Origin of the sequence: Streptomyces sp. SID3343, from assembly GCF_009865215.1 — a bacterium.
In the GTDB taxonomy this organism is placed as follows: Bacteria; Actinomycetota; Actinomycetes; order Streptomycetales; family Streptomycetaceae; genus Embleya.
The window spans coordinates 1-6,017 of sequence record NZ_WWJX01001479.1; the positions used below are offsets into that span (position 1 = coordinate 1).

Below are 6,017 nucleotides of genomic sequence, written 5' to 3' on the forward strand. Positions count from 1 at the left end.
CGGAGTGGGGCCCGTTCATTCCGGTCGCCACCGGCAACGCGGTCACCTTGGACTTCGCCACCGTCGCCGCCGAGTCGATCACGATGCAGCACTATGCGTTCCTGCTCTCCGACGCGGAGTTCGACGCCGCGTTCGAACGCATCCGGCAGGCGGGGATCGACTACTACGCCGATCCGCGGTTGAACCAGCGGGGCGAGATCAACCACCACCACGGCGGGCGCGGGCTGTACTTCCTCGATCCGGCCGGCCACGGCATGGAAATCATCACGCGGCCGTACGGCTTCGACGAGGCTGGGCCGTCGGCGACGACCTGAACTGTCGATCGGGGGGTGGGTGACGGCGACTGATCGTCGGCGCTGTTGCCGCACTTGAAGCCGCGCCGGTTGTCTGTTCAAGCAGTGCCGCTTGTCTGTTCGCTCGGTCGACTCGGTTCGCCCGACCGTCGACCGAGCGAACAGTTGACCGACCCGACCGACCCGACCAACCCGACCGACCGCTCGTCCCCCATACAGGAGCGGGGGAGTGGGGGAGCGCGCGATGATCCGGACTACGGGGTCGCACGCCGTGGCTCCGCAAGCGATGGGGGGCGTACGTGACTTCTCGAAAGTCTGGGCCGGTGCTGGTGCTGTGGGACATCGACCACACACTGATCGATGGTGGAACCGTGTCTCGGCGTGCCTACGCTGCTGCCTTTCGCGAGGTGACGGGGCGGGACTTGGAACTGCCGTGGCAGTTCGACGGACGTACCGAGTTGGCCGCCGCGAGTGAGGTGTTGCGCGTTCACGGGCTGGAGCCGGCCGACGATGGGTTGCTCGACGCGTTCATCGAGCTGATAGTCACCGAACTACACGAGCGCGAGGCCGAGTTGGCGGCGGAGGGGCGGACTTTGCCGGGGGCGGCGGCGGCCTTGACGAAGGTGGGCGCGGTCGAGGGGGTGCACCAGTCGGTGTTGACCGGGAACCTGTACCCGCTCGCGGTGTTGAAGATGAACGTGTTCGAGCTCGCGGACCACATCGACTTCCGGGTCGGGGCGTACGGTGGCGACGCGTACGAGCGCACCGATCTGCCGGATTTGGCGTTCGCACGGGCCGAGCAGTTTCTCGGGCGGCGATACGGCGGCGCCGACACGGTGATCGTCGGCGACACCGTGCGCGACGTGGCCACGGCCAAGGCGGCCGGTGCGCGGGCCGTCGCGGTCGCGACGGGGGCCACGAGCGCAGAGGCGTTGGCGGCTGCGGGGGCGGATGCCGTGCTGCCCGATCTGGCGGACACCGACGCGGTGTTGCGGGCGGTGATGGGCGCCGGGTAGGAGGTGTCGGCCGACGTGGCGTCGGTCGCATCTCGGCTTCCGGTTTCTCGACCTCATCGGCTTCGCAGGCTTTCGGCCCGTTCCGTCTCTTCGCGCTTCCCGGTCTCCCGGCCCGCCTCCGCCGCCACCTCTTCCCCTGCCCTCCCCTCCCCTCCCCTCGCCTATGCGACGACGCGCATGGGCATCAGGAGGTAGCGGTAGTCGGGGTCCTCCGGGTTGTTCGTGTCCGTCAGGACGGTCGGTGTCGTCGGTGTGCTGAGGACGATGCGCGTGGTTTCGGAGCGGAGCGCGGTCAAGCCGTCGAGGAGATGGCTCGGTTTGAACGCGACGCTGATCGGGGCGCCTTCGAGCGTGGCGGCCACGCTCTCTGCCGCTTCGGCTTCGTCGTCCGTGCCTGCCTCGATCTTGAGGGAACCGGCGCGAAACGCCAGCCGAATGGGCGTGCTGCGGTCCAGAACCAGTGACACGCGCCGCAGGGCCTCGATGAGCGGGGTGGTCTCGACGGTCGCGACGGCGGTCGTCTCGTTCGCGAACAGGCGCTCGTACTTGGGGAACTGCCCACTGAGCAGTCGCGAGGTCGCGTGCCGACCACCACCGGCGAGGCCGATCAGTTCGCGGCGATCGGCCGCCGCGTCGAGCGCGAGTCGAACGTCCTCGCCGGCACCGAGGTTCTTGACCACGTCGGCCAGCACCTTGGCTCGCACGAGAGCGGTCCGTGCGACGTCGTTGGCGGCCGTGGGGTGCCAGGGGAGGCGGCGCACTGCGAGCCGGTAGCGATCGGTCGCGGCCAGGACGAGTGCGCCGTCGGCCATGTGTACCCGGATCGACGTGAGTACGGGCACACTCTCGTCCTGGCCGGCGGCCACCGCCACTTGCGCGACGGCTTCGGCGAAGTCCGCGGCGGTGACCGCGCCGGCGAGGTCCGGGATACGCGGGGTGGAGGGGTAATCGGCGGTCGGGAGGAGGGGCAGGGCGAAGTACGAACCGGCGCACGCGAGCCGGGCTTTCGTCTCGTCGGTGGTGATCTCGACCGGCTGCCGACGGGGGAGCGCACGCGAGATCTCGGCGAGCAGCCGCCCCGGGACCAGGACGTTGCCGGGCTCGCGGACGTCGGCCGCAACCGCGACGTCGGCGGCGAGTTCGTAGTCGTACGCCGAGATCGCAAGCCTTTCCCCCGCCGCGTCGAGCCGCAGCCCGGCCAACACCGGTACGGCGGGCCGAGCAGGCAGCGCCCGCGCGGCCCAGGCGATGCCGTCGGCCAGTTGGTCGCGTTCTATCCGAATCTTCACGAGGTGCCTTCCCGAGAGCGCGGACGGGGCGAGGTGGTCGTCTGTCCTTCGATCGAATCTCTGTTCGATTGCGTTGTCGAAAGAACGCTAGCCGGGCAGTCGGACATCCCCAGCCGACGCTTCGGCGCCTCGCGCGGCACGGCTTCGGCGGCCCGTTGCGGGTGTGTGGCCTTCCCGTAGGTGTGCCCTTCCGGCAGTCGTGACAGCCAGGCGAAGCTTTGGGCAGGTGGAAGCGCGACGAGGTCTCCGCCGGTGAAGCCGCGCGATGAGGCCCGCAGGAGACGCAGGAGACTGTCGGCGAGCAGGGCCGCGTCGCCTCCCTCCGGGCCGTGTCGGAGGGCCTTGGTAGGGTCGCGGGCCATGACCGCATCGGAGCCCACCATTCTTGCCACCTCCGGCGGACACCGCCTCGGGGATCGCACGATGGTGGCCTTCGATGCCTTGGTGCACCATGCCGTCGACTTGTCCGGAGCCCATGGCCGCCGACCGCGGGTCATGTACGTCGGTACGGCGATCGGCGACGCCGAGCATTTCACCGCGCGCATGACCGAGGCTGCCCGGGTCGCCGGGTTCGACCTGACACCTCTGCATCTTTTTCCCATGCCGAACCTCGACGACGTAGCGGGTGCCGTCCTCGATCAGGACGTCGTCTGGGTCATGGGCGGTTCGGTCGCCAACCTGTTGGCGGTGTGGCGCGTCCACGGGCTCGACGTGATCTTCCGTCGTGCGTGGGAGGCGGGCGTTGTGCTCAGTGGTGTCAGCGCGGGGTCGATCTGTTGGTTCCAGGGCGGCCCCACCGACTCCTTCGGACCCGAACTGCGGCCGCTGACCGATGCACTCGGTCTCCTGCCCTATGGCAACGGTGTCCACTACGACAGCGACAAGGGACGCCGTCCGATGGTGCAACGGCTGGTCGCCGATGGGATTTTGCCCGTCACGCACTGCTCTGACGACGGGGTGGGCCTGGTCTACCACGGCACCGAACTCGTCGAGGCGGTCACGGAAAAGCCGGGAAAGGGCGCCTACATCGTCGTGCGCGAGGGCGATGCGGCGGTCGAGGAACGCCTCGAACCACGTCGGCTACCGGCCCCGCGACGCTAGGTTCCGGCGGTCTTTGCCGCTGCTTCGCACCTACGCTCGAAGCAGCGAAGTGCCCAAGCGAGCGGTCGGCCCGAAGCTGTTGCGCGCTGTTCCTGTTTTCCCCGCGTGGCCCCACCTCAATTCTTGACGGCTTGTGCTACCCGCAGGGCGACCTGGACCGGTGTGAGGTGCGTGGTATCGACAACCTCGGCCTCGTCGTGTAGCCACGTGCGGGCAGCCTCGGCGTAGGATTCGAGGTATCGCAAACGAAATGGTGACGGGCCGATAAGAGTGTCCCCCTCGATGCGCCGGCGCAGCGTTTCCTGGTCGGCGTGGAGGACGAAGTGACGTACCGGGATGGCATGTCGGGCGAGGCCCGTGCTGATCTCGCGCCAGTACTGCTCGACCAGGACAGTCATGGGCATTACCAGAGTTCCGCCGATGTAGTCGAGCACGCGATGGGCGGTCTCGACGACAAGCTGCCGCCACGGGGGCCAGTGTTGGAAGTTGTCCGTCTCGGGCAGTCCCGGCGTGATGTCCCTGAGTGTCTCGCCGACCTTCTCGGCGTCGAACACCCGTGAGTCCGGGATCAGTTGTCGTAGGTGTGCACTGGTCGTCGTTTTACCGGCGCCATGGGTGCCGTTGAGCCATACGATCATGGCATCCGACCCTAGTGCCGTATCAGGCGCGTTTGCCCTGTCGACGACGGCGCGTAGGCGTCGGTCGTCGGCCTGGCGGTTTCGCCGGATGACGTATCGGCGGACCATGCTGCCCTGCTCCTTGTGGTCAGCATGGTCTGAGCCGTCGAGGGTGAAGCAGCGCTGGGCCGTGAACTGGGCTTCGATTCGGTTGAGCCAGGACGAGTTCACCGTGTGCAACCGACCGATCCGGATCGGGAGTTCATCGAACCGTACCTGCCGGTCGGCGAGTGCGGTCCGTACCCGGAGCGACTGCGGCAGCAGTTCGAGGGTGTGATCCGTCGGTTCAAGGCGGGATCCACAAGCTCGAAGCATGGCGAGGCGTCGCCACCCGATACGAGAAGGCTTCCGACAGCTACCTCGTCGGTCTCCGCCTGCGGGCCTCGAGGGTTTGGATCAGGGACGTTATCGGGACCACCCGATGATCACGGCTGGATGTGCCCGCAGGTGACGCGCCGAGGTGCCGGATGCCAAGGACGGGCAGGAGTCGAGTCAACGGTCGACCAGTCGTGGACGCGGGGCCTCGCCCGTGGATTCCGCGTCGGTGTCGTCGGTGCCGAGCGGGCTTCGGGGAAGCATCGAGTCCAGCCACCTCGGCAGCCACCAGTTGGCCCGGCCGAGGAGTGTCATGGTCGCCGGTACCAGCACCATGCGTACGACCGTGGCATCGATGAAGATCGCGGTGGCCAGGCCGAGCCCGAACATTTTGATGGAAGGGTCGTCGGCGACGGCGAAGGACAGGAAGACCGCCACCATGATGAGGGCGGCCGAGGTGATGATCCGGGCCGTGCCCGAGACGCCCTCGACGATCGCCGTGCCGTTGTCGCCGGTGCGCAGGTACTCCTCGCGTACGCGGGAGAGGAGGAACACCTCGTAGTCCATCGACAGGCCGAACAGGATGGCGAAGAGGAACATCGGGATGAACGACACGATCGGAACCGTTGCCTCCAGCCCGATGAGTGCGCCTCCCCAGCCCCACTGGAAGACCGCGACCATGATGCCGTAGGCCGCGCCGATGCTCAGCAGATTCAGCAGTACCGCCTTGAGCGGGACGAGTATCGAGCGGAAGACCAGCATCAGCAGCAGGAACGACATCGCCAGGACGGTGGCGACGAACACCGGCAGGCGTTGGCTGGTGCGTTGGCCCACATCGGACAGGCTCGCGGCGGCGCCGCCGACGTGGGCCCTGGCCGGGCCGTGCCCGATCGCCGTGGGCAGCACGTCGGTGCGCAGCCGGGCGATGGTGTCGGCCGTGGCCTCGTCCTGAGGGCTGGTGGTCGGGAACACCACCAGGGTCGCGATGCCGGTGGCCCGATCGATGTGCGTCGGCGCGACGGATGCGATGCCCGGATCCGCCGCGACCGTTGCGACGAGTCGGTCCAGCACTCCCTGATCACCGGTGGGGTCCGCGGCGATGACGAGGGGACCGTTGGTGCCCGGGCCGAACCCCTCGGCGACGAGGTCGTAGGCCCGGCGCTCGGTACGGCTGTGGGGCAGTGAGCCGTCGTCGGGCAGGCCGACGCGCAGGCCGAGCACGGGCAGCGTCGCGGTCAGCAGCAGCCCTGCCGCGCCGACCGCGTACGGCACCGGGTGCCGGCTGACGTGCCCGATCCAGCGACGCCACCCCGCGGCGTGGGCGAC

At 68.5% G+C, this 6,017-nt stretch carries 6 protein-coding genes; 3 read left to right on the forward strand and 3 right to left on the reverse strand.

Features of this window, described 5'->3' with window-relative positions; all coding sequences use genetic code 11:
- Together GT354_RS47120 and GT354_RS47125 are read left to right on the forward strand one after the other, a co-directional pair.
- Positions 1 to 314, forward strand: a 314-nt coding sequence (locus GT354_RS47120) for a VOC family protein (RefSeq protein WP_161363892.1), incomplete at its 5' end; no start/stop codon positions are given.
- 278 nt (positions 315 to 592) lie between these two features.
- Positions 593 to 1,309, forward strand: coding sequence for an HAD hydrolase-like protein (locus tag GT354_RS47125; protein ID WP_161363894.1), 717 nt, complete (start codon positions 593 to 595; stop codon positions 1,307 to 1,309).
- Positions 1,310 to 1,470: 161 nt separating this feature from the next.
- On the opposite strand, the gene dnaN is transcribed toward GT354_RS47125, so the two are convergent.
- Positions 1,471 to 2,598 (reverse strand): DNA polymerase III subunit beta, encoded by a 1,128-nt coding sequence (dnaN, locus tag GT354_RS47130; RefSeq protein ID WP_161363896.1) that lies wholly within the window; start codon positions 2,596 to 2,598, stop codon positions 1,471 to 1,473.
- Positions 2,599 to 2,958: 360 nt separating this feature from the next.
- Between dnaN and GT354_RS47135 the strand changes: the two genes are divergently transcribed.
- Positions 2,959 to 3,699 carry a peptidase E gene (locus tag GT354_RS47135; protein WP_161363898.1) on the forward strand — a complete coding sequence of 247 codons (741 nt, stop codon included), beginning with the start codon at positions 2,959 to 2,961 and terminating at the stop codon, positions 3,697 to 3,699.
- A gap of 116 nt (positions 3,700 to 3,815) precedes the next feature.
- On the opposite strand, the gene GT354_RS47140 is transcribed toward GT354_RS47135, so the two are convergent.
- Positions 3,816 to 4,337, reverse strand: a complete 522-nt coding sequence (locus GT354_RS47140; RefSeq protein ID WP_161363901.1) for an AAA family ATPase — start codon at positions 4,335 to 4,337, stop codon at positions 3,816 to 3,818.
- A gap of 531 nt (positions 4,338 to 4,868) precedes the next feature.
- Positions 4,869 to 6,017, reverse strand: a 1,149-nt coding sequence (locus tag GT354_RS47150; protein WP_161363900.1) for an MMPL family transporter, incomplete at its 5' end; no start/stop codon positions are given.